Source organism: Mycolicibacterium mageritense (assembly GCF_010727475.1).
GTDB classification, from domain to species: domain Bacteria; phylum Actinomycetota; class Actinomycetes; order Mycobacteriales; family Mycobacteriaceae; genus Mycobacterium; species Mycobacterium mageritense.
In genome coordinates this window covers 1,757,966-1,781,768 of record NZ_AP022567.1, presented here as the reverse complement: position 1 = coordinate 1,781,768, position 23,803 = coordinate 1,757,966, and the positions used below count along the sequence as shown (strand labels likewise).

The 23,803-nt window shown below is 64.7% G+C and carries 24 protein-coding genes; 12 read left to right on the top strand and 12 right to left on the bottom strand.

Annotated features, from left to right (window positions below; genetic code table 11):
• Positions 1-17: 17 nt before the first annotated feature.
• Entirely contained in the window at positions 18-764 is a 747-nt protein-coding gene (locus G6N67_RS08650; protein WP_163642149.1) for a gamma-glutamyl-gamma-aminobutyrate hydrolase family protein, read from the bottom strand.
• A 289-nt stretch (positions 765-1,053) separates the two neighbouring features.
• Here G6N67_RS08650 and G6N67_RS08645 point away from each other — a divergent pair, with 289 nt between their 5' ends.
• Positions 1,054-2,577, top strand: coding sequence for an APC family permease (locus G6N67_RS08645; protein WP_235684114.1), 1,524 nt, complete (start codon positions 1,054-1,056; stop codon positions 2,575-2,577).
• Here G6N67_RS08645 and G6N67_RS08640 read toward each other — a convergent pair whose 3' ends face one another.
• Positions 2,578-3,321: a FadR/GntR family transcriptional regulator gene (locus G6N67_RS08640; RefSeq protein ID WP_036432900.1), complete on the bottom strand. Its 744-nt coding sequence runs from the start codon at positions 3,319-3,321 to the stop codon at positions 2,578-2,580.
• Between the two features lie 200 nt (positions 3,322-3,521).
• On the opposite strand from G6N67_RS08640, the gene G6N67_RS08635 reads away from it, so the two are divergent.
• The 8 genes from G6N67_RS08635 to G6N67_RS08600 all read left to right on the top strand — a co-directional run bounded on the left by G6N67_RS08635 (position 3,522) and on the right by G6N67_RS08600 (position 12,025).
• Complete coding sequence (locus tag G6N67_RS08635; protein WP_036435584.1) at positions 3,522-4,244, top strand: SDR family NAD(P)-dependent oxidoreductase; 723 nt, start codon at positions 3,522-3,524, stop codon at positions 4,242-4,244.
• The gene (locus tag G6N67_RS08630) at positions 4,241-5,509 is read left to right on the top strand and encodes a YlbE family protein (RefSeq protein ID WP_235684113.1); all 1,269 of its coding nucleotides are present in this window, start codon (positions 4,241-4,243) and stop codon (positions 5,507-5,509) included. The genes G6N67_RS08635 and G6N67_RS08630 overlap by 4 nt, the downstream gene beginning before the upstream one ends.
• Positions 5,506-6,264 (top strand): SDR family NAD(P)-dependent oxidoreductase, encoded by a 759-nt coding sequence (locus G6N67_RS08625; protein WP_036432907.1) that lies wholly within the window; start codon positions 5,506-5,508, stop codon positions 6,262-6,264. The genes G6N67_RS08630 and G6N67_RS08625 overlap by 4 nt, the downstream gene beginning before the upstream one ends.
• Before the next feature lie 50 nt (positions 6,265-6,314).
• The gene (locus tag G6N67_RS08620) at positions 6,315-7,268 is read left to right on the top strand and encodes an alpha/beta hydrolase (RefSeq protein ID WP_036432911.1); all 954 of its coding nucleotides are present in this window, start codon (positions 6,315-6,317) and stop codon (positions 7,266-7,268) included.
• A complete protein-coding gene (locus tag G6N67_RS08615; RefSeq protein ID WP_036432913.1) occupies positions 7,265-8,005 on the top strand; it encodes an SDR family NAD(P)-dependent oxidoreductase in 741 nt (246 codons plus the stop codon). The genes G6N67_RS08620 and G6N67_RS08615 overlap by 4 nt, the downstream gene beginning before the upstream one ends.
• Positions 8,006-8,066: 61 nt before the next feature.
• On the top strand, positions 8,067-9,545 hold the full coding sequence (locus G6N67_RS08610; RefSeq protein ID WP_036432915.1) for a flavin-containing monooxygenase: 1,479 nt from the start codon (positions 8,067-8,069) through the stop codon (positions 9,543-9,545).
• Positions 9,546-9,644: 99 nt separating this feature from the next.
• Positions 9,645-11,060, top strand: coding sequence for a glutamine synthetase family protein (locus tag G6N67_RS08605; RefSeq protein WP_051578724.1), 1,416 nt, complete (start codon positions 9,645-9,647; stop codon positions 11,058-11,060).
• Positions 11,057-12,025 carry a hypothetical protein gene (locus tag G6N67_RS08600; RefSeq protein ID WP_051578725.1) on the top strand — a complete coding sequence of 323 codons (969 nt, stop codon included), beginning with the start codon at positions 11,057-11,059 and terminating at the stop codon, positions 12,023-12,025. The genes G6N67_RS08605 and G6N67_RS08600 overlap by 4 nt, the downstream gene beginning before the upstream one ends.
• Positions 12,026-12,029: 4 nt before the next feature.
• Here G6N67_RS08600 and G6N67_RS08595 read toward each other — a convergent pair whose 3' ends face one another.
• Positions 12,030-12,662 carry a DUF3159 domain-containing protein gene (locus G6N67_RS08595; protein ID WP_081812532.1) on the bottom strand — a complete coding sequence of 211 codons (633 nt, stop codon included), beginning with the start codon at positions 12,660-12,662 and terminating at the stop codon, positions 12,030-12,032.
• Positions 12,663-12,774: 112 nt separating this feature from the next.
• On the opposite strand from G6N67_RS08595, the gene G6N67_RS08590 reads away from it, so the two are divergent.
• Positions 12,775-13,539 carry a helix-turn-helix domain-containing protein gene (locus G6N67_RS08590; RefSeq protein ID WP_036435591.1) on the top strand — a complete coding sequence of 255 codons (765 nt, stop codon included), beginning with the start codon at positions 12,775-12,777 and terminating at the stop codon, positions 13,537-13,539.
• On the opposite strand, the gene G6N67_RS08585 is transcribed toward G6N67_RS08590, so the two are convergent.
• Positions 13,494-15,701 carry a S9 family peptidase gene (locus G6N67_RS08585; protein WP_051578927.1) on the bottom strand — a complete coding sequence of 736 codons (2,208 nt, stop codon included), beginning with the start codon at positions 15,699-15,701 and terminating at the stop codon, positions 13,494-13,496. The genes G6N67_RS08590 and G6N67_RS08585 overlap by 46 nt on opposite strands.
• Before the next feature lie 242 nt (positions 15,702-15,943).
• On the opposite strand from G6N67_RS08585, the gene G6N67_RS08580 reads away from it, so the two are divergent.
• Entirely contained in the window at positions 15,944-16,273 is a 330-nt protein-coding gene (locus G6N67_RS08580; protein ID WP_163642040.1) for a hypothetical protein, read from the top strand.
• Positions 16,274-16,329: 56 nt separating this feature from the next.
• On the opposite strand, the gene G6N67_RS08575 is transcribed toward G6N67_RS08580, so the two are convergent.
• Together G6N67_RS08575 and lysE are read right to left on the bottom strand one after the other, a co-directional pair.
• The gene (locus G6N67_RS08575) at positions 16,330-17,208 is read right to left on the bottom strand and encodes a crotonase/enoyl-CoA hydratase family protein (RefSeq protein WP_036432921.1); all 879 of its coding nucleotides are present in this window, start codon (positions 17,206-17,208) and stop codon (positions 16,330-16,332) included.
• A gap of 75 nt (positions 17,209-17,283) precedes the next feature.
• Positions 17,284-17,883, bottom strand: a complete 600-nt coding sequence (gene lysE, locus G6N67_RS08570; RefSeq protein WP_036432923.1) for an L-lysine exporter — start codon at positions 17,881-17,883, stop codon at positions 17,284-17,286.
• Positions 17,884-18,265: 382 nt separating this feature from the next.
• Between lysE and G6N67_RS08565 the strand changes: the two genes are divergently transcribed.
• Positions 18,266-19,294 carry an SGNH/GDSL hydrolase family protein gene (locus G6N67_RS08565; protein WP_036432924.1) on the top strand — a complete coding sequence of 343 codons (1,029 nt, stop codon included), beginning with the start codon at positions 18,266-18,268 and terminating at the stop codon, positions 19,292-19,294.
• Between the two features lie 297 nt (positions 19,295-19,591).
• Here G6N67_RS08565 and G6N67_RS08560 read toward each other — a convergent pair whose 3' ends face one another.
• Genes G6N67_RS08560 through G6N67_RS08535 form a run of 6 tightly spaced genes read right to left on the bottom strand, consistent with a single transcriptional unit; the run spans position 19,592 to position 23,752 of the window.
• Positions 19,592-19,741, bottom strand: coding sequence for a hypothetical protein (locus G6N67_RS08560; protein ID WP_163642147.1), 150 nt, complete (start codon positions 19,739-19,741; stop codon positions 19,592-19,594).
• A gap of 1 nt (position 19,742) precedes the next feature.
• The gene (locus G6N67_RS08555) at positions 19,743-20,012 is read right to left on the bottom strand and encodes a hypothetical protein (RefSeq protein WP_036432925.1); all 270 of its coding nucleotides are present in this window, start codon (positions 20,010-20,012) and stop codon (positions 19,743-19,745) included.
• A gap of 17 nt (positions 20,013-20,029) precedes the next feature.
• Positions 20,030-21,055 carry a DMT family transporter gene (locus G6N67_RS08550; RefSeq protein WP_036432926.1) on the bottom strand — a complete coding sequence of 342 codons (1,026 nt, stop codon included), beginning with the start codon at positions 21,053-21,055 and terminating at the stop codon, positions 20,030-20,032.
• Complete coding sequence (locus G6N67_RS08545; protein WP_131524681.1) at positions 21,052-21,375, bottom strand: hypothetical protein; 324 nt, start codon at positions 21,373-21,375, stop codon at positions 21,052-21,054. The genes G6N67_RS08550 and G6N67_RS08545 overlap by 4 nt, the downstream gene beginning before the upstream one ends.
• Positions 21,372-22,568 (bottom strand): dihydrodipicolinate synthase family protein, encoded by a 1,197-nt coding sequence (locus G6N67_RS08540; RefSeq protein ID WP_051578726.1) that lies wholly within the window; start codon positions 22,566-22,568, stop codon positions 21,372-21,374. Before G6N67_RS08540 ends, G6N67_RS08545 begins: the two co-directional genes overlap by 4 nt.
• Positions 22,565-23,752: a Gfo/Idh/MocA family protein gene (locus G6N67_RS08535; protein WP_051578727.1), complete on the bottom strand. Its 1,188-nt coding sequence runs from the start codon at positions 23,750-23,752 to the stop codon at positions 22,565-22,567. Before G6N67_RS08535 ends, G6N67_RS08540 begins: the two co-directional genes overlap by 4 nt.
• Positions 23,753-23,803 lie beyond the last annotated feature (51 nt).

Below are 23,803 nucleotides of genomic sequence, written 5' to 3'. Positions count from 1 at the left end.
TTCCTTTCTGCGCGGGATCAACAGCGTGCGCCCGCGGCGGGCGATCGGTCAGCGCAGCTGCTGACGAAACCACGCATCAGCCCGGCGGAGTATTCATCGGTGGGCCAGAGGATCTCAGGATGCCACTGGACCGCGACCAGTTGGGCGGTGGCGATCTCGAACGCCTCGACGAGGCCGTCCTCGGCTGTCGCCGACGCACGGACACTCGGGGCGAGGGTGTCGAAGCCCTGATGGTGATAGCTATTGACCGGGATGCGGCCTGCCGTGCCGATCCAGGACGCCAACAAGGTGTCGGGCCGGACGTCTACGGTATGCGTGGCGCCGTCGAGGTCGGCTGCGGTGGTGCGGTGTACCGCCGAGCCCGGGCGGTCGCGGGCCAGGTCGGCGAACAGTGTCCCACCGAGGGCGACGTTGGCAAGCTGCGCTCCGCGGCACACGCCCAGTATCGGCATGCCCCGCCGCAGCGCGATCTCAAGCGCGGAGACTTCGTTGTCGTCCAATGCGCGCGGCCCGGGTGAGATCAGCGGATCGGCACTGGGGCCCCCGTACAGTTCGGGATTGACGTCGGCGCCGCCGAGCAAGATCAACCCGTCGACCATCCCGATGAGCTGCTCGAGGTCGGTTCGCGGTTGTCGGCAGTCGATGGTCAGCGGGGTGGCGCCTGCGGCGACGATTCCGCCCAGCATGGCCCGCCAATGGTGGTAGTGCTGGAACACCTCGAAGTCCATCGTGACTGCTACGGCGGGCTGAGGAGAATCGATCACTCCGGTTCCTTCCTTGCGGCAGCCAGACGCTCGTCGCGGATGCGAAGCGCGGATACATGTTTCACGATAGATAACCATTAAAGGACTAGTCAATAGCACTTTAAGGAGTGGGGCTCGGCGAGGGGATGTGCTGCCGGTCGCGTCTGTGGGGTCATGTGCATCGCGTCACTTTTATGGTCTAATGAGCATCTCTTTAACCCAAACATGGATACATGAAGAGAGGGTCGATGTGAGCGGAGACAAGAAAAGTTCTAGGACAACGGTTTCGCTGCATGGAAATCCCCATACCTTGAAGCGGGGAGCGGTGGGCGTGGTGGGGGTGGTGTTCATGGTGGTCGCCTTCTCGGCGCCTATCTCCGCCATGACGGCCAACCTCCCGGTCGCGGTAGGTTTCGGCAACGGAGCGGGGGCCCCGGCGGGCTTCATCATCGCCACAGTGGTTCTGACCATCTTCAGCATTGGCTTCGTGGCGTTGGCCCGCCACATCACGGCTGCCGGCGCGTTCTATACGTTCGTCTCGCGCGGGTGGTCGCGCATCCCCGGCCTGGCGGCCGGGGTCATGTCGATGTTCGTCTACATGATCATGGAGGCGGGCGTCATCGGTGTGTTCTCGGCATTCGCCCACCAGGCGGCATCCGGGTTTTTGGCGGTAGACATTCCATGGTGGTGGTTCGGGTTCTTCGCGGTCGCGGCCATCGGATTGCTGTCGCACAAGGATGTGTCCCTGGCGGCCAAGGTACTTGGCGTCGCGCTGGTGGCCGAGATCGCCATCCTGACGCTCACGGCGGTATGCGGGCTGGCGCGGGGTGGCGGACCCGAATGGGGGTCGCTGATGCCCACTGCGGCGCTGCATGCCAACGGGGTGACGGGCGGATCCGTCGGCCTGGGGCTGCTGATGGCGTTCTGGTCCTGGGTGGGATTCGAGGCCTCCGCGATCTACGGTGAGGAGTCCACCGACCCCAAGCGCGTCGTGCCGAGGGCCACGTTGATCGCCGTGATCGGCATCGGTGTGTTCTACACCTTCATTGCGTGGGCGGTGATCAGCGCCAACGGGCGGGCGCGATCGATCGCGCTCGCCTCAGGCGACAGTCCGTTCGAGTTGTTGTACGCACCGGCGCGAGAGTACGTTGGTAGTTGGGCCGTAACGGTTTTCGAACTTCTGGTGCTAGGTGGCACCTTCGCGTGTGCGTTGGCCATCCACAATGCGGCCAGCCGCTACCTGTTCGCATTCGGCCGTGATCGTCTGTTGTGGCGCCGGCTCGGTGCTGCACACCCGCGTCACGGCTCGCCGTGGATCGCCTCCCTCGTGCAATCGGGCTTCACGGTGTTGTTGCTGGCCATCACGATCGCGACGAGGTCGGATCCCTATCTGATCCTGTTCACCCTGGTGGCGATCCTGGCCACGCTGTGCCTGCTGGTCGTCCAGGTGATGTGCTCGATCGCGGTCATCACGTATTTCCATGTCAAGCGACAGCACCCGGAGACGGCAACATGGTGGCGCACCCTGGCCTGCCCGGTCGTCGGTGGCCTCGGGATGATGTTCGTGATCTATCTGATGGCTACCAACATGGCCGCAGCGGCGGGCGTTGCCGCCGAATCGCCACTGTTCAGGGCGATTCCATGGATCGTGGCGACACTGCTGCTCGGTTCCATGGCGCTCGCCTGGTACCTGCGCGCTGTCAAGCCGACGATGTACGAGCGCATCGGCAGGACCGTGTTCGACGAACGCGGTGGTGACGGTACGGATGAGCTGATCACCGAAGCCAGGCACCAGCCGACAGCCTTCGCGACGGAGTCCGACGGGCGTCTGTGACTACCGCCGGCGCAGCCACGATTCGAGAGTGTGGCGGGTCGAGTTGATGTGTTCGGTCATCATCGCGGCCGCGCGGTCCTCGTCCCGGTCCTCGATCGCGTCGACGATCGAATCGTGGTAGTCGTTGGCGTTCGGTTCGACGTGATGAAAGATCGCACCGACTGGTAACCACATCGCGCGGCGCGCTTGGGCGACAGCATCGAAGAAGTACTCGTTGCGGCAGGATTCGGCGATCTTGAGATGAAATGCCGAATCCAGTGACTGCCACTCGGTGACCAGGTGCGGTGACTGGTCGTCCTCTTGCGCCCGGGCGATGTGAGCGTCCATCGCGGCCAGCATCTTGCGCAACTGGGTGACATCGGCAGTGCGTCGGCGCTGGGCAGCCAGCCTGGCCGCTCCTGATTCGACGACGACGCGGTAGTCGAAGGCGTTGCCCAGCGAGACGCGGTTCTCGCGCAGTGCCTGCCGGGCGGCCGCGTCGTCCCGGCGCGGCGCCAGGGCCGTGACACCGCCGTTGCGCCCGCGGCGCACCGACACCAGGCCTTCGCGGTCGAGAATCGTCATCGCCGCACGTAACACGGTGCGGGAGACGTCGAGCATCTCCGAGAGTTCCCGTTCGGTCGGAAGCTTGTCGCCCGGCTTGAACCTGCCGAGTTCGAGGGCCCGGCGTATCTGTTCGACCACCAGTTCGTGGGCAGGAATCTGCCGTACACGGGTCAGTTCTATGCCTGCCGAGCTTGTCATTTTCAGACCTGCTTTCTGTCTCCTACCTCGACTTTAGCCGACGGGGCCGGGCAAAACCGCATTTGAACCACTCAATGGACCACATGGTCGAAAGCCTGGAGCCGTCCGGAATCGCAGCAGATAAGGGTTAAAGAGTTGACCTTTAGCTGTTTAGGGCGCAAACTGATTCGCACCGCAGCACGATTCGAGAGGAGATGACGATGGGAGACAAGGTCATTGTCACCGGTGGAGCCGGTGTAATAGGCCAGGCCATCTGTCGACGACTGGTCGGCAGTGGCTACCGGCCGATCGCCGCGGACCTTCCTGATGCCTTGCGAGCCAATGATTTCAGTGACGGCCATATGGATGTCGTCGCCATGGACGTGGCTGATCGGGAGAGTGTGCAAAGTGCGGTGGGTTCGGTGGTGGCTGATGGTGAGACGCTGGCCGGGTTGGTGAACTGTGCTGGGATTCTTAGGGATTCGTTTCTCGGTGAGTTGGATGAGGCGAAGCTGGAGTTGATGTTCCAGGTGAACATCGCCGGGATGGCGCGGGTGACCGATGTGGTGGCGCCGTTGTTGGGCGAGGGCAGCGCGATCGTCAACATCGGGTCGTTGACCGGACACTTCGGCCGGTTCCGGGGTGCGTCGGTGTACGGCGCCACCAAGGCCGGCATCGCGGCCTACACCCGGTATCTGGCCGAGGAACTGGCCCCGCGCGGTATCCGGGTCAACAACATCGCCCCGGGAGTGATCCGCGCCCCGATGAGCCCGTCGATGGCCCGGGTCTCCGGCGGCGAGGAGATCAGCGCGAGCTACGCCATGCTCAAACGCATCGGCGAACCCGAAGAGGTCGCCGAGGCCGTCGAGTTCATGCTGTCCCCGCGGGCGTCGTTCATCACCGCCCAGACCCTGCTCGTCGACGGCGGCGTGGTGGCCTGGTGAGCACCCACCTCGACACCACCGCACTCGACGTCGACGCCGCCAATGCGACCGCGTTCGCCCGCCTCGACGCGGCCGACCCCTGGGTCATCGACGTGGCACCGGCGCGCGAGGTCCTGCCCGGGTTTCGCGACAACCTGGTGCTGACCTCGGGGGCGCCGATGCCGTGGTCGGCCTACACCGGCGGGCAACGCGAAGCCCTCATCGGCGGCGCCCTGTTCGAGGGCCTGGCCGGCACCCGCGACGACGCCATCGCGGGTTTCGCGTCCGGGGAGATCGCGGTCGGGGGCTGCCACGACTACAGTGCGGTGGGCTCGCTGGCCGGGATCTACACCGCGTCGATGCCGGTGTTCGTCGTCGAGAACCGCACCCACGGCAACCTCGGGTTCTGCAACTTCTACGAAGGCAAGGAACCCCGCCGGCTCAACTACGGCTGCTACGACGACGGCGTGCGCGAGCGGCTGCTGCATGTCAACACCGTGCTGGCCCCGGTGGTGGGCGAGGCGATCCGCCGCCACGGCGGCATCGCGCTCAAACCGTTGATCGCGCGCGCCCTGCGCATGGGCGACGAGGTGCACAGCCGCAACGCGGCCGCCTCGATCCTGTTCAACCGCGAGATCCTGCCCGCGATCCTGGACATGGTCGAAGCCCGGGTGCCCGGTGTCCGCGAGACACTGCTGCACCTGGCCGACAACGACTACTTCTTCCTGCGGTTGTCGATGGCCGCGGCCAAGGCCTGCGCCGATGCGATGGTCGAGCCGGGCTCCACCCTGGTCTCGGCCATGGCGTTCTCCTGCCGCGGTTTTGCCATCAAACTCGCCGGGCTCGGCGACACCTGGTTCCAGGGACCACCACCCATCCACCAGGGCAAACTGTTCGCCGGGCACACCGAGGACGAGATCACCTGGATGGGCGGGGAATCCCCGATCACCGAAACCATCGGACTCGGCGGCTTCGCCCAAGCCTGCGCACTGTCACTGCAGGAATACCAGGGCGGTTCCCCGGAGATCATGATCGAACGCAACCGCGAGATGTATGCCATCACCCACGGCGAGAACAGCACCTACCGCATCCCGCTGTTCGGATTCCGCGGCACCCCCACCGGCATCGACGCCCGCAAAGTCCTCGACACCGGCATCCTGCCCGTCATGGACGTCGGCCTCGCCGGACGCGACGGCGGCCAGATCGGCGCCGGGGTGATCCGCGCACCCCAGGAATGCTTCACCGACGCCATGACCGAACACACGCGCCGATACGGGGCATCATGACCGCACGATCGACGACATTGACGTACGGCGGCACCAACGCGGTGGTGACGGGGGCCGCGTCCGGCATCGGAGCGGCGACCGTCGACCTGCTCGTGCAGGCCGGAATCCGCACGCTCGCATTGGATCTGCGAGACGACCGTTCTCCCGGTGCGGACCCACTGACGGTCCGGGAAGCCGTCGACGTGCGTGACCGCGCGGCGGTGCGGGCGGCGCTGCACCGCGCCTTTCCGGACGGCCGGCTGAGCTATGTGGTCAACTGCGCGGGCATTCCGGCGCACACCGGGTTTCGCGGGGTCGGCGTCGATCAGTGGCGGTCGGTTCTGGAGGTCAACCTTGTCGGTGCCTACAACGTGATCGATGCGAGCACCGACCTGCTGGCCGCAAGCGATCCGGCCGCCGTCGTCAACATCACCTCGATGGAGGCGAACCGGGTTATTGCGCTCACCAACCCGGACCCGAATCCGCACTATGCGGCGTCGAAGGCGGCGCTTGCGATGCTGACCCGCACCGCGGCCAGGGCGTTGGGTCCGCGCGTCCGGGTGAACAGCGTCGCACCGGGATTCGTCGCCACCCCGATGGCCGCGGAACACGGCGACACCTCGACGCTCCCCTCGCAGTTGGCGGCCCGAACGGTCGCCGGCAGGTGGGCTCAACCCGCTGAGATCGCTTCCGCGGTGGGCTTTCTGCTCAGCGACCAAGCCGCCTATCTCACCGGCTCGGAGCTGTGTGTCGACGGGGGATTGGCGCTCACCTGATCGTTGCCGCACCACGCCGACACCATGCCCCGAAAGAAAGGACTCATCCGATGCCCATCGATCCGACAGCGCAGAAGATGCTCGACGACGCTCGCGCGTCCGGCCGTCCCAATGCTCACCTGCTGCCCGTCGCCATCGCCCGGGAGAACTTCGAAGCGGCCTTCGCGGGCCTGGCCAAGCCGACCGTTGCACACGACGTCGACGTGACGATCCCGACGCGTGACGGTGCACGGATCCGTGGCCGGGTGTATCTGCCGGATTCCGCCGGAGAGCTCCCGCTGACCGTGTACTACCACGGTGGCGGCTGGTTGATGGGCAGCATCGACTCCCACGACGTCACAACGCGACTGCTGGCCAATGCCGCAGGCTCGGCTGTGCTGTCGGTGGATTATCGGCGCGGGCCCGAACACCGATTCCCGGTCGCCGTCGACGACGCGATTGACGCGCTGCTGTGGGCCCTTGACACACCTACCGTCGCGGACCTCGGCATCGATACCCAGCGGGTCGCTGTGGCCGGGGACAGCGCGGGCGGCAACTTGGCCTGTGCGGTCGCAATCCATGCGAGGGATGCCGAGCTGGCCCCCGCCGTGCGCCACCAGTTGCTGGTGTATCCGGCATCGACGACCGATCTCACTATCGGATTCGACGATCGCTACCAGGGCGTGATGCTGGAACGCGACGAATGTCTCTGGCACCAAGCCAATTACCTCACCGCCCAGGCGGATCATGCGGATCCGCGGATGACACTGCTGAACGCCGACCTGGCCGGCCTGCCCGAGGCAACCGTGATTCTCGCCGAGTGCGATCCGATCAAGCCGCAAGGCCTGCTGCTCGCGGAGGCCCTAAGTGCCGCGGACGTGCCGACGACGACGCGGGAATACGCGGGAATGATCCACGGATTCTTTGGGCTCGACGAGATCTTCCCGCTTGCAACCGAAGCCATGCAGTTCGCCGCGGACCGTCTCGCCCATGCCCTGCGGCCTCACCTCGGGACGCCGACATGAGGCCGACAGCTCTCGTCACTGGAGCGAACGGTGGCATCGGCAGCGCCATAGTGGCTCGGCTGTTGGCCGATGGCGTTCGGGTCGTGGCGACCGACGTCGCTTCGGATACGGATCACACCCCTGCCGCCAACGTGACCTATGTGCGTTTGGATTTGCTCGCCGCCGACTCGGGCTTCGACCCGCTGTTCACCCCGCTCGGCGAGACCGGCCTCGATTATCTGGTGAATGCCGCGGGCATGGCGTTCTTCGACCGCGACGGATCGATATTCGACAGCAATGACGAAGAGGCATGGCACATGACCATGGGTGTCAACCTGCACGCGCTGCGCCGCCTCACCGTCGCTGCGTTGCCGCACCTGCGCAACGGGCGGGGCAGGAGCATCGTCAACATCGCCAGCCTGGCAGGCCTGCGCACCATGGACTCGCCGCTGGATGCCTATCAGGCGAGCAAGGCCGCCGTTGTGTCATTGGTGCGGTCGATGGCGGTACAGCTTGCGCCCGAGGGGATTCGGTGCAACACGGTGTGCCCAGGAGCGGTTCTGACGCCGATGATATCCCCGCTCTACGAGCGCTCGCCGGAGCGGCGATCAAGCATGGAGCAACGAACACCGTTGGGCCGTTTGGGAATGCCCGTTGATGTCGCCAACGCCACGGCATTCCTGCTGTCGGGCGACGCGGGATTCATCACCGCAACCGAACTCGTCGTCGACGGCGGATGGTCGGCCCAGCTCAGATGAATCGGACAAGGCGGTCCGGAATCCTTTAGTCGACAACAACTATCGAAGGCAGGTGATCTGCATGAATGTGAATCGGAAGTTCCGTCCCCGGGTGGCAGTCATCGGTGCCGGTTTCAGCGGGATCGCGGCGGCAGTCGCGCTCAAGAAGCGTGGTATCGACGACTTCGTCATCTTCGAACGGTCCCGAGGGCTGGGCGGGACGTGGCGGCACAACACCTATCCCGGGGCCGAGGTCGACCTCGAATCCCACATCTACTCGTTCTCGTTCGAGCGGTATGACTGGACCCGTACCCACGCCGGCTGGAGCGAGTTGCTCGGCTACCTGCACTATGTGGCGAACAAGTGGAACCTGGTGCCGCACATGCTCTTCAACGAGGAGGTCCGATATGTGCAGTGGTCCGACGAACGGCAGGATTACACCGTGTCGACTGGATCCCAGGTTGACCACGGGCGATTCGACTACGTCATCAGCGCCGTCGGGTTCCTGAACACCCCGGCGAAACCGGCGTTCGTCCGGGAGAACCACGACTTCGGCGGCCCGATCTGCCACACCTCGGAGTGGCGGGACGGTCTGGACATGGCCGGCAAATCGGTCGGGATCTTGGGCACCGGCTCGTCTGCCGTTCAGGTGGTCACCGAGGCTGAGAAGGTGGCCTCCGCGGTCACCGTGTTCCAGATCGAGCCCAACTGGATGCTGCCCAAGCAGGCAAGGGATTTCACTCCGCTCGAGCGCCGGCTCAACAAGCTTGCGCCGGTGTATGCGTATAGGCGCCTGCGGCTGTGGCTGCAATACGACCTGCGCCAGCACCAGGCTCGTCATGCCCGGGAAGACCGGCATCTCAACGGAAAACGCCGCAATGCGGCACTGGCCTATCTGCATCAGGAGATGGCCGACCGGCCAGATCTGCTCGACGTGCTGACACCCGACTTTCCCATGGAAGGCCGTCGGACCGTGATCAGCGACACCTACTACCAGGCGCTCAAGAGCTCCACCGTCAGGCTGGTTCCGCATGCGGTGAAGGGGCTGTCCGCCCGCGGCGCCATCGATGCCAACGGCGAGGAGCACCAACTTGACATGATCGTGCTGGCCACCGGGTTCCAGGCGCACAAGTACCTGAGTACCTACCAGGTCATCGGAGAGAACGGCGCCGATCTGCACGACGCCTGGACGGATGGCGCCGAGGCCTTCCTGGGCATGATGGTGCCCGGTTTCCCGAACTTCTTCATCATGTTCGGGCCGAACACCAACGTCGTTCCGCTGGTAGCGTTCTACGAGGCGCAGGCCGACTTCGCCGCAGCTGCGGTCGCGCGGGCCGCCCGCGAAGGGAAGCGGCGTGTAGAGGTCCGCCGATCGGCCTTCTACATCTACAACGACTGGGTCCAGAGCCGCCTGGCCAAGACTGTGTGGGCGGTCACCGAAAGCTACTTCCGGGCCGGCAGCAACCGCGCCGGAAAGGTCATCTCACAATGGCCGGCCAGCCCGAGCACCTACATCCTGGCCACCAAATTGTTACGGCGGATCGCCATTTCGCGGACATGACAGGCCGATATCGCGGGCGCCTGCAACCGCGTGAACGCTTGACCCATCTCATAAAAGAAATATAAAGTAGACCAATAGCGCTTTAGTTTGGAGAACACCATGACAGTTCACGCCAACCGGCCGCTCACCCCCGCGGGCCTCAGCGCCAACGGCGTTTCGCATCCTGCAGGTATCTGGTCGCTGCAGGCGCTGCGGGAGGCCGTCGACGCGGGCCGGATAACCAAGGTTTTCCTGGCCGCAGCCGACAATATTGGGCGACCGCTCGGTGAGCATCTGCCTGCGCGGCGCTTTTTGGAGCACGTGGGCGACCACACGGCATTCCGCATCCCGCTGATGGTCTGGCAGCTCGACATCGAGCAGAACCTGAACCCCGACCTCGAGCACGTCGGTGGCCTCAGCAACGGCGGCCCGGACTGCTATCTGAAACCTGATCTGAGCACGCTGCGGGTCTTGCCGTGGATGACCGATACCGCGTTCGTGGTCTGCGACCCCGTGCTGGCGGACGGCGCGTTGCTCGAAATCGCGCCGCGGCAGATCCTCAAGCGTCAGCTGGCCCGGCTGGCCGAGCACGGGGCCACCGTCCAGTGCGCTTCCGAACTGGAGTTCTTTTTGTTCGAGGAGAGTTACGAGGACGGCTGGCAATCGCGTTACCAGGAGCTGTCTCCGGCGTCGCGGTACCAGGGGGCCTACGACCCGCTCGTCGCCATCTCGAACGAATCGTTCATCGACGCCGTGGTCGAACAGATGGAGTTGGCCGGCGTGCCGATCGAGGCGCTGTCGTGCGAATACGGGCTCGGCCAGCAAGAGATCAACCTGACCCACACCGAGGCCCTGGAGATGGCCGACCGCCACTTCATCTACAAGTTCGGGGTCAAGGCGATCGCGACGCGCATGGGTAAATCCGCCACGTTCATGGCCAAGTGGGACGCCGCAGGCATCGGGAGCTCGTGCCACATCCATACCAGCCTGTGGTCTGCTGACGGCACGACCCCGCTCGGTGACGACGCACTGTTCGACGGCTTCCTCGCCGGACTGGTTGACGCGGCCCGGGAGATGTGTCTGCTGTACGCGCCGAACCTCAACTCGTACAGACGATTCCAGCCGAACTCGTTCGCCCCGACCACAGTCGCCTGTGGTAACGACAATCGAACATTGTCGTTCCGGGTGGTCGGCGAGGGTTCCCACCGCCGGGTGGAGAATCGAATCCCCGGGGCTGACGTCAACCCCTACGTCGCCATCGCCGCGGCCATCGCCGCCGGTGTCGACGGGATCGAACGTCGCCTCCCGACCCCTGAATTGATCGACGGCGACGGCTACGCACGCACCGATCTGCCCCAACTACCGACGTCGCTGACCGAGGCGATCGATCTGTTCGCGGGCAGTGACACGGCCAAGTCGTCGCTGGGCGCCGAGGTGCACGCACATCTGTTGACGGTCGGCCGCGGAGAGATGAAAGCCTTTCTCACGCAGGCGGTCACCGACTGGGAACGCCACCGCTACTTCGAGCGGACATGAGCCGCGCCGTAGTCCACAGCGACTTGCTCGGCCATCTGGTGAGGGCCGATGAGTGGCTGGAGCAGGGGCGGTCCAGCTACGCGCGAGCCCGGGAAGCGCTCTCCGAGGCCGATTTCGCCGCAGCTGAGGAGTACGGGCGCATCACCGTGCAGGAGGCGCAGGAGGCGTACGACCTGTTCGGTGCGTGGCTGACCGAGATCCCACGCGTACTGGCCGCCCGCGGTGCGCCGTCCGCGGATGGTGGTCAATCCGGTGGGACGGAACTCGACGACGGCTGGCGCGAATATCTCGGCTTGATCGGCGAGTTCGGGCAGGCCTGCCAGTCGGCCGAACCCGACGCGGCGCTGCGCCTGCTGTCCCGGGCGCGGGGGGTCTGGCAGGAGCATCACGATGCGGCGTGTGAAGCCATCTGCGAGCTGTTCGACCTCGCGTCCAGTGCATTCGGTGAGGCGTTCATCGGCGAGCTGTGGGACACGTTGCTGTCGGAGATGTACGAGCGGTCGGCGCGGATCTATCACCCAGACGCCATGACGTGGAGTCAGTCGACAGAGCGTCTGCTGCTCGACATCTTCGAGGCGACCCGCGGCCACCTCAGTGGTTCGCGTCGCGATGGTTCCTTCTCTATCGTCGAGGAGTGTGACCGCTGGATCATCACCTTCGCGCCGTGCGGTTCGGGTGGGCGCACCTACGAATCCGGTTCCGGCGCACCGCAGTTCGCGGTCACTTCCGGGCGCCACGACTGGGCGTGGAACACCACCGGCGTGTGCCTGTACTGCGCACACTGCTGCCAACTGCAGCAACGCGCCCCCATTCAACGACTGGGCTTTCCGCTGCGGGTGATCAGCCCACCGATCCGTGGACAGGCGGCGCCAGTGTGCACGTGGTCGATATACAAGGATCGCGCGGCGATTCCTGCTGAGGCCTACACCAGCGTCGGATTCGAGGCTCCGGCGAGGTCTGAGTAGGTGCTCAGACCCGTCGCGACGGAGACGGGTCTGAAGGCGCTGGCTCGTGTGTAGGCGCGAGTTGCACGCCGGGACGCCGGTTCGCGCGGCGGACGGCCCAGGACACCACCACAAGCGCTAGGCCGAGTAGCGGATAACCCATTGCGATCCGTGCGACGGCCAACCATCCGGTGGAGCCGGCATCGTAAAGCCACTGCTGGACAATGAATCGTGAGGCGAACACGGCGACGAAAACCAGTGTCGCCAGATCGAACCCGCGCAGCACGACCTTGTCGGCGCGCCACGCCGGGTCGGGATCGCTGCTGCGCATCAGATTCCAGATCACACCGACCAACGGGCGGCGCACCAGGAGCGACGCGGTGAACGCCGCAGCCATTACCAGGCTGAGCCAGATTCCCGGCAGAAAGTAGCTTTCGGCGGACCCGGTGTAGTACGCGATGAGCCCGGCGACGACGACTCCGAGGAGCCCGGACACGGCCGGTTGAATGGGCTCTTTTCGCAGGCGCCTGAGCAGGATCAGGCCGATACTGGCTGCGACGGCGACCACAACCGCCGCGTTCAGTCCTGCGATCGCGTTGACGATTACGTAGGTGAACGTGGGCACACTGGCGTACACCAGCCCGGACACGCCGCCCATGCGCTCGAGGAGCGTCGGGTTCCGCTGCTCAGTCGGTTCAGTCGTCACGCCTACATCGCACACTCGGACGTAACGTCATAGTCAAGCGGCAGCTGTGGCAGGGTTGGGGATGATGGCTTGGAGCACACGTGAAATCGCCGATCTCGCGGGCGTCAGTCTGCGCGCGGTGCGGCACTATCATGCCGTCGGGCTGCTGGCCGAGCCGGAACGCCGCTCCAATGGCTACAAACAGTACGGTGTTGCGCATCTGGTCAAGTTGGTGCGCATCAAAAGGCTGACGGAGCTTGGGTTTTCGCTCCCGCAGATAGCCGCGATGGGTGATGCCGACGAGCACCCTGAGCAGGCGCTACAAGAGCTTGATGCAGAACTCGCCGCGACGATCGAACGGCTGCAGCGCGCCCGTGCCGAACTCGCCGTGCTGTTGGAGCACGCGGCGCCGACGGACCTGCCGCACGACTTCGTTCCTCCGGCCGCGGCGGCCAAGATGACCGCCGCCGATCGCGCCTTTGTCGTCGTGCTGAGCCGCGTTCTGGGGCCTCGTGGGATGCGGGTCTACACCGACATGATGCGGGACGCGCCCGATGACCCCGCTTCGACAGAATTCGACAATCTGCCGGCAGACGTCGATGAGGCGACGCGGGAAGATCTCGCGAAACGGCTTGCGCCCTACATCCGGGCGGTAAACCAGGCGCATCCCGGGCTTGCCGAGTCCCGATCGGATGCTCCGCGTGGGAAATCGTTCGCGGACAAGACGATCAGCGGCGCGATGGCAGACCTGTACAACCCCGCGCAACTCGACGTCTTGCGCCGGGCTCGGGAGATCCTGCAGTCTCAGTCCGAGAAGACGCCGGGCAGCGGCAACGGCGAAAGCCGGTAGCTCGGCGGTTCGGTGCCGTGCAAGTGCCGCACGAAGTAGTCCCAGGTGCGCCGCAGGAAGTAGTGCTGGCGGCCGATCAGGGCGTGTTCGGCCCCGGGAATCATGATCAGGTCGAAGTCTTTGTCTTCCTTGATGAGAGCGTCGGCCAACCGCAAGGTCATGTAGGGGTGGGCGTTGTCGTCGAGTTCGCCGTGGATCAGCAGCAACCTGCCCGTCAAGTTGGCGGCCAACGGGGAGTTGGAGATCGCCTGCATACCTTCGGCACTGATGTCACCGTGGTAATGCTCGGCCCACATCGCCAGGTTGACGGCGTTGTCGTGGTTACCCGACGTGGCGACCGCGACCTTGTACAAGTCGGGGTACATCAGCACCGCGCGGGCGGCGGCGAACGCACCGGCGGACTGACCGGTGATCCCGACGCGGCTGGTGTCGAGCCACGCATACCGGTGCCCGAGTTCGCGGATCGCGGCCACGTGGTCGTCTAACGCGCCGGCGTTGCCGAGGTCGCCGTAGGAATGATCGTGAAAGGCCTTGCTGCGCCCGGCCGTTCCACGGCCGTCGATCGCGACCACCGCAAAGCCCAGCGCAGCGAACGCTTCCGGCTCGCCCTGGTGCGGCGGATCGAACGACGGCCCGGCACGGTAGATCTGGGGACCGGGGTAGATGTGCTCGATGATCGGGTAGCGCCGGTTCGGGTCGAAATCGTGTGGGCGCCACAGCAGTCCGTAGATCGGTGTGTGGCCGTCGGCAGCCGTCGTGCGGAAGCGTTCCGGCGGACTCCAACCGAGTGCCTCCAACGCATCGGTGTTCGGTGACTCGAGCTCGACGAGCACCCGTCCGTCGCTGTCGAGGACAGCGGAGCGTGGCGGCACGCTGGACGACGACGCCCGATCCACGAGATAGCCGCCCTCGGCGGGGCTGATCGCGTCGTGGTCGAGTTCGTCGTCGGTGAGCCGGGTGAACCCAGTACCGTCCAGGTCGACCCGGCAGATCTGGCGCACATACGGATCGCGTTCGACCAGGCCACCCGCGACGAACCACACCTGCCGGGTGTCCTCGTCGACCCACAGCAGGTGGCGCACCAGCCACGGCCCGCGCGTGACCTGTGTGACCCGCTGCCGGTCGGCCGAGTAGAGGTAGAGGTGTCCCCACCCGTCGCGCTGTGACCACCAGAGGATCTCGCCGGATTCCAAGATGTGCACGAGGTGCGGCTCACCCAGCTGGGGCGCCGGGTCGACGCGGGTTTCGCCGGTCTCGGTGATCAGTGTGGTGACCGCGCCGGTGGCCGGGTCGAGACGGCACAGCTCCAGCTTCCGCGCGTCGCGGGAGTGCTGCAGGAAGTGCACGGCGCTTTCTTCCGATTTGTCTGTCCACCATGCGTACACGAGCGCGGTGTTGTGCATGATCGGCGTGGCCTCGGCCTGCTGTCGAATCACGCGGCGCTCGGCGACGTCGAGGACGTTCCACGTCATCGTCGCCACCCGCTCTTCGCCGGGCATCGTGTACCGAGTGCGGTGTTCGACGGGGCGACCGCCGTCGGCAGGTGCAGATTCGATGAGCACGAGCTCGGGTACGTGGCGTTGATCGATGCGCTGCACCAGGATTCGGGTGGAGTCGGGTGACCAATGGAAGAGCGACAACGGCGGCAGGCCGAGGATTCGCATCAGTGCGCGCCCTCCGGTGGTCTCAGGCAGTCCGCCGTAGTCGAACTGCGGTTCGGCGTCGTCGGTGAGTGCGAATTCCTGCTCGCCGTCTGGGGTTCGGACCCAGATGTTGCCGTCGCGTCGGAAAGCGATCCACGCACCGTCAGGTGACGTCGCCTCGCCGGGTTTGGGTGCAGCGTGGCCGTCCGCACGAGCGCACGTGCCGGAGGCATCCGACCACTCCCACCGTGTGTCGAACGCGGTGAACCGCACGGTGTCGTCGTCACCGATCTCGATTGCGCTCAACGGCAGATCCTGCGCCGTCACCGCGTGCCCCGTCGCCACGGACAGCGCCGCGGCCAGCCTGTCGTGGTCGAATGCATCGCGGCGGCTGCGGTTGCCGGGAGTCACCACGATGTAGCGTGCCCCGACCCGGTACCAGAAGCGCTTGCCGCCGGCGAACCACTGCGGGGCCAACGAACTGCCCGGCACTTTGCGCGCACGGTATGGGGCCAGCATCTGTTCGGCGCGTGCGTAGTCCGAATCGGTCAGCGTCGAGTCAGCAGAGGTCACGACTTCGATGCAACACCCGGACGTAGCGGCATGGTCAAGCTCGCGGCCGTGCAGGTTGCGTTGGTACTGCGCACTGGGCGTGGAAGTGCGAGTGGCTCACGCCGTGACGGCAGGATGAATCGCGAGCCGTTTGCCAAACGTACCCGCCCTCCGCGTGTCCGCGGTCACAGCCGCTGGCATTCAGACGGTTGATTGCTGCCATCTGGCGGTCAATTTCTGCCAGCGGAATTAAGCCGCTGACCTCGACGTTGTCGCAGTCAGACCGGGTAGGAAACCCCGAACCGGTGGACAAACATCCGAACCGCGACCTCACCGCCACGGCTCGAACTCCGAAACAGAAGGGCTTCGACATGAAGAAGTTTGGGTTTGCCAGCGCCATCGCCGCCGGATTCGCCGCCGCCGTCTTCGGGCTGGCTGCCCCGGCCCAGGCCGACGTGGTTCATCACCAGTGGGTGCACGACATCCAGCAGCACGCCAGCGTCGGCAGCGTCACCCCGGTGTTCGGCAACGGACGCTGACCCACAACTGAATGGACGGGCACCCGCAGCGGGTGCCCGTCCCTTTTGTGCGTCGACTATCCGCCCTGAGTCCACTCTTCGTAGAACGGCGGCATGTCTGATGCCCGGCCGGAAAACTCTGGCGGGCGCTTCTCCAAGAAGGCTCGCACGCCGTCGTTGCCGTCGCCGATGCTGGTGTAGAACATCGCCAGCGAGTCCACCCGGTGTGCGTCGACCGGGTGGGGTTGGGCCGCGTTGCGGTACAGCATCTGTCGCATGAGGGCGACCGAGATGGGCGAGCGGTTGCGCGTCCACGCGTCGGCCAATGTTCGAGCCTCGGCGATCAGTGCGACAGGCTCGTGGACCGCCTGCGCGAGCCCGATCTCATAGGCAGCGGAGGCGGTCAGAATGTCGGAGCGGTACACCAGGTCCAAAGCCGTTGGCATGCTGACGATCCGAGGTAGGAACCACGTCGAACACGCCTCCGGCGTGATGCCGAGCTTTCCGAACACCAAACCGAACCGGGCCTTGGTCGACATGAGCCGGGCGTCCATCGCCAGCGTCATGGTCGCGCCGATGCCGACGGCGGCACCGTTGATGGCCGCGATCACCGGCTTGCGGCACGCGTAGATCGCCACCGTCACCCGACCACCCGTGTCGCGGACCCGCTGAAGTTCGGGGTTGTCGAGGTCGCTCATGTCGGCCAAGGTCGGCGACTTGGACTCGTCGAGTCCGAAGACGTTGCCCTCGCTCGACAAGTCCATGCCGGCGCAGAACGCCCGGCCCTCGCCCGTGACGATGACGGCCCTCACCGCGTCGTCATCGTTGACTGCCACAAATGTGCGTTCCAGCTCGTCAGCCATCTCGACGGTAAAGGCGTTGAGGTTGTCCGGCCGATCGAGCACGACGGTGAGGATCCCGTCGTCGAGGTCGTGCCGAATCGTTGTGAAGTCCACTGCTCCTCCTCGGTTGGGTTGCTACTCAGCTTGCCCAACAGGGGATGTGGGGTCGGCGCGGCCCCCCCGAATCGGTCAGGACACCACCATCCACACACCTAGCGCGGCCATCGTCACCGCGATGACGCCGTCGAGGACGCGCCACGTCAGTGGGGTGGCGAAGAGACCGGCCAGGCGTCGGGCGCCCAGTCCCAGGCTGATGAACCACACCGCGCTGGCTGCGACCGCACCTGCGCCGAAAAGCCAACGCTGGTCATGTTGTTCGTTGGCCAGCGAACCGAGCAGGACCACGGTGTCGAGGTACACGTGTGGGTTGAGCCAGGTCAGTGCGGCACACGTGATGAGCACCTCGGCCAGGCGGGCCGGCGCCTTCTCCGACGGGTTCAGCGCCGACGGGGTGAACGCCCGCTTGGCCGCCAGCGCGGCGTACCCGATGAGGAAGGCCGCACCGCCGAACTTGGCGACCATAACCGCGTCGGGATGGGCGGTTATGAGCGCGCCGACACCCGCGATACCCGCCGCGATCAGGATCAGATCCGAGACCGTGCACAGGGCGATGACCGGCACCACATGCTCACCGCGGATGCCCTGACGCAGCACGAACGCGTTCTGTGCGCCGATCGCGGCGATGAGCGTCATCGTGGTCAGGAAACCGATCAGGACAGGGGAGGCCATGCGGTCGACGCTAGGGAGTCTCAACGATTCAGTACAGCTAATGATTCTTCAGATGCATTAGAGAAGTTGATGATGCATCATGGGCGCGCCCAGATCGAGTAGTTATTGGTACTACTACGGTCAGGTTCGCCTTCTCCGAAGCCTTCATGTCGGGAATGACCACCACCGCTCACCGTGTCCGACCGACCACTCGGCGCAGGCGCGCCCGGCTTCGGCGCATCGCCTCGCTTGTGACCCACATCGCATCTAGGTTCGATTCTCCAACGCCGGAATGGAGGTGCGGTCGCTGATCGGGGTCGGTGCCGAGAAGGCCATCGTGCACTGATCGCCGCCATCCAGCACAACCAGTCGGGGAAACTAGCCAACCGTAAAGGAATTCACAATGCCGATGTCAGTCCATGTCCGCGCAGCGGTTGCCGCGGCGGTCACGGTCAGCGCGCTCACGGCGTGCGGTTCTTCTGGCACCTCATCAGACACCACCGCGGCGCCTACGAAGCTCCGCGAAGCCGTGTTCTTCGGTGACAGCCTCACCGATGCTGGCACCTACGGAATTCGATTCACTACCAATCCCGGCATGACCTGGGCGCAACATGTCGCCGAACGCCTCGGCCAATCGACGGAACCGAATGAGCACGTCGTCAGCTACAGCGATGTCTACCAAGGGAAGCCGGGACTCAGTGGCCCCGGTGGGCTGAACTACGCCGAAGGCGGCGCCCGGGCCAACAGTGCCTATTCGACGGTCTCGCAAAATCCGGAGGGCACCCCGATATCCACCGCGGTCCAACTTCAGCACTTCCTGAACCAGCACGGCTCCTTCAAACCGGACCAACTGGTCACTCTGTACATCGGTACGAATGACGTTGCGTACAACTATGATCTGACGAAAGACCAGGCGTTGGCCCAAGCTCTCCGCGACAACCACAGTCCGACGCCGGAAGTGATGGCAACCGAGCGAGCGCGGGTGCAAAAGGCTGCGGAGGACGAGGCGAAGACTGCCGCGGCAATCCTCGACAAGGGCGCCCAGCACCTGCTCGTATTCAAGCTCGCCGACCTCAAGGTTCTTCCCTGGTTCGAGTCCGACGCGTCGCGCCGCTACGTCAGCGAGCTGACCGACGTCTACAACACGCACCTGGTGGATTCGCTGCCCAAGGATCCGAAAGTCCAAATACTCGACACCGGCGCGTTCATCGATGACCTGCTGAAGAATGCGAACACGTACGGGTTCACTCACGGGGCCAACGAGGACGCTTGCGCGCAGCCCGGCCAGGACTTCTGCGGTGCCGACGCGTGGAAGTCTCCCGACGCCGATCGCACCTATGTATTCGCCGCGGCCGAACACCTCACCACGCACGCCAACGAGCTGCTGGCCGACTATGTGATGAACCAGGTCGGCATCCCCGACGGACACTAGCTAACCCCAGGGGACCAAACAGCCCACCCTTTTCGGGAAGCTAGCTACGGTGCCGCGATCGCTCCACCCGCGGTGAATATGGGTTGCTCGCAGACGAATCGGCACACCGCAGTGGCCGCAGTCCGCTACGCACCGCTCGTGGTCTGGCCGGCGACTTCCTTCGCCAATCCCGCGAGCGCCGACGCCAAGTGACACCGATCGTGCGGTGACGCCATACGGGGGAGCGGGTCTACTTGGGCGCCAGGATCTTGGCTTCGCCGTTTTCGTGATTTCTGAGATGGACCGGTGCTGGTCGCTTCAGTGGGCGCTGGCGATGAAATCGATGAGGTACTGGGAGAAGATCACCGCGACGATGACGGAGAAGACGAGAAAACCGAGTGCCCAGGCTCGGGCGTCGAGAAGAGGAAGCGCTGCCGACTGCGCCTCGGGTTGTTGGTTACTCTCCACGTCAGAGATCCTTTCGGTAGAAGATGTCGATCAGTACCCCGCCAATCGCGCACAGCGCCACGACGATGCCGCAGAACACCCAGCCTGCGCCGCCACCGCCTGATTGTGCGTACCAGTCGTTGATGTAGATGAGGACAAGAACGCCGAGCAACAACGCGCACAAGACAATCAGTGCCGAAAGGCGTCGAATTTTGGCGGTGCGTGCACCGGCGAGATAGATGTCCATGAGTGCGGATTCGGTGTCTGGATCGAGGATTGGCTGCTGGGTCATGAGTGCTCCTTGCCGGTCTATCCGCGCTGCCGCGCGATGTAGGACTTGGGTTCGGTGACGATGAACATCGCACCGAGGACAGTGCATATCGAGCCGATGATGACGATCACGCTGAAGGGGGCGCCGTAGACGGTCAGTGAGAAGAACGCGATGAAGAAGAAGGCGAGGGTGTTGGTCAGTACTCCACCGCGCACAGCGCCGGCATAGGAGATCCCGATGTAGTAGCCCATGATCATCCAGATGGCCCAGCCGAGGCCGATGACAGCGCCCATCGCGATCAGACGCGGGTCTGCCCAGGCAAGTTCGGCGATTTCGCGTCCGGATGGAAACAGCAGGAACAACAACGCGTTGGCGATGACAAGTTCGAGGAAGGCTCGCCACCAGAGGAATCCCTCCGCGGGCATCAGGTCTGTTCCGGCTGCGATGGCGAAACTTTCGAAACCCCAGGTCAATACGGCGACGACGATGATCAGCAGGCCGACCGCGAAGTGCAGTCCGTGGGTCGGAGCACCGATCTGGCCGCCCGAGACGGCCAGCCAGATACCGATGGCCAGGGCACCGAGTCCGAGGAGCGTCGAGGGCCGCAGGATGCGTTCGCGGTAGAGCGCGGCGCCGACGATTGCGCCGACGACGCCGGCGAGTCCGCCCACGGCTCCTGCGAGTGCGCCGCCGATGAGGCCCGATGCAGCTGCGAAACACAGGTCGCCGACGAATCCGCCGACGGCGACGAACAGGTTCCACCAACTGACCCGATGTCCCAGGACTCGCAGTACGTCGCGCCACGTCCCACTGACTGCGAGGAACACCGCCACACCCAGCACGCCGAATGGCACCTGGAGTACGGCAACGAGTGCGAAGGCCCCCGTGGGGGCTTCGATGTTGAAGGGAGGCGCGCCGACGATCGAGCCAAGCAAGCCGAATGCGAGTCCTAGTGCTGGTGCGGCGAGGACGGCATAGATCATTCCCATCCGCGTTTTCTTGCCGTCGGCCAGCCGGGACCGTTCGGCAAGGTCGGTGGGTGCTGCAGGTTGCAGATGAGTCATCGCGATGCGTCCTTGCGTGATAGCGCCACGGCGTCGAGGTCGGTGGGAAGGTAGGTGTCCAGATTGAGCTGGTATTCGATGAGTGGCCTTGCCGACGCGGCGAGGCGGTATTGGCGCAGTATCTGCCTGCGATGCTCGCGTTGGTCGACAACGTCGACCCATCCCACGGTGCTGAGTCCGATGAGATCTTCCCGCAGACCGCTCAATTCACTGTCGCGATAGTGCTGACGCATGAGCGAAAACAGGTGGTGTTCCCAGATTCCTTGATGCCCTAAGTGATAGAGGGTCATTGCGGCTTGATATTTCGGTGCTGGTTTCATGTTCTGTCTCCGGTGGTCATTAAGGATCGGACGGTCGACCGGACACCGTAGACGGTCAGCAGATCAGTCCAGCGTTGTGCGGCCAGCTCGGGTTGTTCGAGCGCGCCCGCGGCGTCGGCGAGCTGCACCAGTCGCGACAGATGCGGCAGGCTTCGTGCCGAATGCAGACCGTTGACCATCGCGAAGGCCGGTTGGTGACCGTTGAGCCACGACAGAAACGTCACGCCGGTCTTGTAATACTCGGTGGGACTGGCGAAGACGTGACGTGCCAGTGCCTGGGTGGGTTGCAGCAGCGCGCGAAAGCCGCACATGTCGCCGGCATCGAGCGCTGACAGTGCGGCTGATGCGATAGGCGCACAGGTGGCGAAAGCGCCGAGCAGGGCATCGCAGTGGCCTTCGGTGCCACCGGCGATGAGGTCGACGTAGTTGTAGTCGTCGCCGGTGAAAACACGTACCGAGTCTGGAAGTTCGCGTCGAAGTGCAATCTCTGTTGTGCCGTCGAGAAGGCTTACTTTGATGCCGGCGACCCGGTCGATGTTGTCTTCGATGATGGTACGCACTGTGCGACGTGCCGAAGCGAGGTCATCTGATCCGAAGTAGCCTGCCAGCGCGGCATCGAATGGTGTTCCCAGCCAGTGCAGGATGACAGGCCTTCCCGCGCGAGACAGTACAGCGTCGTATACGCGGCTGTAGTCGGCGGGCCCGTCGGCGACCCGTGCGAGATGGCGGCTGGCCATCATCACAGCTTGTGCTCCAACGTCTTCGGCCTGATGGAGTTGCTCGACATACGCGCTGATTACTTCGTCGAGTGAAATGTAGGTCGTCGCGACGTGGTCGGTGTTGATGCCGACCACCAGCGCTCCACCGACAGACTGCGCCTCTGTCGCGCTGCGTCTGATCAGCTCACGGACCGCGACAGCGTCGAGACCCATGTTGCGTTGGGCGGTATCCATCGCGTCGGCTACGCCTAGATGCCACGACCACAGGTGGTGGCGAAACTCCATGGTGGCGTCCCAGTCGATATCGGCTGGGGCACCGGGCACATTGTTGCCTGTCGCTCGGGGGATCACGTGGGCTGCGGCGTAGGCGATCCGCGCCGTCGGTGGCACCGAGGCCGGTGGACGGAGGTCGTTGTCACGGAGCTGGTGTGTGGTGAGCGTGCCCGACTCGTCGATCAGCGAAATCTCGGTCATCGCAGCCTCACTGCCAGGTCGTCGGGGTGGTCGGCGGCCAGGTGCGTGAGCTGAATCCGGTTGCCGGTGCGTGCGCTTTCCAAACCGGCCTCGGCCAGGCGTACACCCCTGGCGCCAGACAAGAAGTCGTAGGGATGTGGTGCATCTTCGACGACATGGCGGATGAATTGCTCCCACTGGGCCTTGAAGCCGTTGTCGACGGGGCAGTTGTCGGGCACTGCGACCCAATCGGCTGGGTAATCGTGGGCGTCGGGTAGGTCGGGGTTCCAGACCGGGCGGGGCGTGGTGTTGCGGTGCTGAACTCTGCAGTCGAACAGCCCGGCAACTGCGCTGCCGTGAGTGCCGTCGACTTGGAACTCCACGAGTTCCCGACGGTTGACGCGGACCGTCCAGCTCGAGTTTAGTTGCGCGATGATTCCACCGGCCAACTCGAACACCGCATAGGCCGCGTCGTCTGCCGTTGCGGCATAAGGATTACCGGCCTCGTCGACGCGGACGGGGATATGGGTGGCAGTCTGGGTGTAGACCGATTCCACGGTCCCGAAAAGGTATTCGAGTACATAGTTCCAGTGGGGGAACATGTCGACCACGATTCCGCCGCCGTCTTCGGTGCGGTAGTTCCAGCTGGGCCGCTGCGCGGATTGCCAGTCGCCTTCGAAGACCCAGTACCCGAACTCACCGCGCACCGAGAGGATTCGTCCGAAGAAGCCGGAGTCGATCAGCTGTTTGAGCTTGACCAGGCCGGGCAGGAACAGTTTGTCGTGCACCACTCCGTTCTTCACACCGGCACGCTGGGCGCGGCGGGCCAGGTCGAGCGCTTCGTCGAAAGTCTCGGCGGTGGGCTTCTCGGTGTAGATCGCCTTGCCGGCGTCGATGGCCTTGCGCAGCGCGGGAACTCGTGCCTTCGTGACGAGGAAATCCGCGTAGATGTCCCATTGCGGATCGGCCAGACACGCGTCGAGGTCGGTGGAGATGTGCGAAATGTCGTGGCGATCGGCGATCTCGTTCAGCTTCTTGAGGTCGCGGCCGACCAAGATCGGCTCGACCTGCACCCGCGTCCGGTTATCCGAGAGCAACACGCCGCCTGCATCGCGGATCGGCAGGATCGACCGCGTCAAGTGTTGGCGATAACCCATGCGGCCAGAAGCCCCGTTCATGATGATTCCGATGCGTGCGGGCGGCATATGTTCCTCCGTTTTTGGACTCAAAAGGTAAGCGCTTTCCATCGAAGCACG